Raw genomic sequence first — 1758 nt, 5'->3', positions numbered from 1 at the left:
CACTGTCTGCGACGATACCGGCCGCCCGATCATTATGCTGCTCTCGGAAGGCCAGATGAGCGACCACAAGGGCGCAAGCCTCGTGCTCGCTGCCCTGCCGCCAGCCAAGGTGCTCATCGCCGACCGAGGTTATGACAGCACACCGTTCCGCCAGGCGCTCGTCGCCAAGGGCATCGAACCCTGCATTCCATCGAGCAGAAGCCGGAAAATCCCTTATCCTTACGACAAGGCGCTCTATCGCCAGCGCCACAAGGTCGAGAACCTCTTCGCCAAGCTCAAGGACTGGAGACGCATCGCCACACGCTACGACCGATGCGCCCACACATTCTTCTCCGCTATCTGTATCGCCGCAGCCGTCATCTTCTGGCTCTGATCAACGAGTCCTGAGCCTAGCACTACTTTGGCAGATTTTTGAGTAGCCGCGCGCTTTTAGGATTCCCGTGGCGCGGTTTGCGTGATTCATGGGTGGTCGGCTTCATGGAGGGCCGGCCATGGACGAGAACTGGAAGTCCGATCTTGAGCGCTGGCTTGCGCCGTTTCTCGATGCTCTGCGGCACAAGGTGCGGGCGCGGATGTGTCCGGCCTATGTGGCGGGATTGATCGGCGCGGGTGATCGCAAAAGCGTCCAGCCGATGGCGGCGCGCGACAGTGGCGTCGGCTACGACCAACTGCATCACTTCATCGCCAGCGGCGCTTGGGACGCAGCGCCGCTCGAGAGGGTCTTGCTGTCCGAAGCCGACAGGATGGTTGGTGGTGCTGACGCCTGGCTGATCGTCGACGACACGGCCCTGCCGAAGAAGGGCGAGCGCTCTGTCGGTGTCGCACCGCAATACGCCTCGGCCTTGGGGAAGAACGCCAACTGCCAGACGTTGGTGTCGCTGACCCTGGCTTCCGGCGAAGTTCCGGTCATGGTGGGGTTGCGGCTGTTCCTGCCTGAGAACTGGACGAGCGATCCCGCAAAGTTGGCGCGCGCCGGCGTGCCGGAGGAGCGCACAGTCTATCGGACCAAGCCGGAGATCGCGCTCGCCGAGATCGATCGGGTGCGCGCCGCGGGCCTGCGCTTCGGCTGCGTGCTGGCCGATGCCGGATACGGCCTCTCCGCACCGTTTCGGCAGGGCTTGAGCGAGCGAGGGCTTGTCTGGGCGGTGGGCATTCCCTTCAAGCAGAAAGTCTATCCCGTCGACGTCGCGATGATCTTTCCCGTCGCCGGGCGCGGCCGCCCGCGCAAGCGCCATGTCCCGGACGTGGCCTCGATCAGCGCGCAGGCGATGCTGGAGGAGGCGCCCTGGCGCATGCTGAGCTGGCGGCGCGGGACGAAGGGGCGCCTGCAAGCCCGCTTCGCTGCAAGGCGCGTGCGTATCGCCGACGGCGCGCCGCAGAGGATCGGCACGATGGGCGCGCAACACCTGCCTGGCGAGGAAGCTTGGCTGATTGGCGAGCATCGCTCGAATGGAGAGCGCAAGTACTATCTGTCCAACCTGCCCGCCGACACCTCGCTCACGCGTCTGGCCGGTGCGATCAAGGCGCGCTGGATTTGCGAGCAGGCGCATCAGCAGGTGAAGGAAGAACTCGGCCTCGATCACTTCGAGGGACGATCGTGGACAGGGCTTCACCGGCACGCCCTCATGGCCATGATTGCCTACGCCTTCCTCCAATCCCGCCGCCTCAAACAGGCGAAGCGGGAAAAAAAGAATCCATGGCCCGCCACCGCAGCCAACCCTGCCAGCGATCCGGGCAGCCATCATCGCCGTACTCGAC

Annotated in this window: 1 protein-coding gene and 1 pseudogene; both read left to right on the top strand. The window is 64.6% G+C overall.

All coding sequences use genetic code 11. The features are described from left to right. Positions 1-373, top strand: a 373-nt coding sequence (locus ACH4YL_RS40710; protein WP_398512584.1) for an IS5 family transposase, incomplete at its 5' end; no start/stop codon positions are given. A gap of 81 nt (positions 374-454) precedes the next feature. After that, a pseudogene (locus ACH4YL_RS40705) lies at positions 455-1758 on the top strand (IS701 family transposase); the annotation flags it as partial.

This window comes from Streptomyces sp. NPDC020681, from assembly GCF_044334895.1.
Taxonomy (GTDB): Bacteria; Actinomycetota; Actinomycetes; order Streptomycetales; family Streptomycetaceae; genus Streptomyces.
Note: the sequence above shows the minus strand (reverse complement) of the source record. Positions and strands in the feature narration are given on the sequence as shown.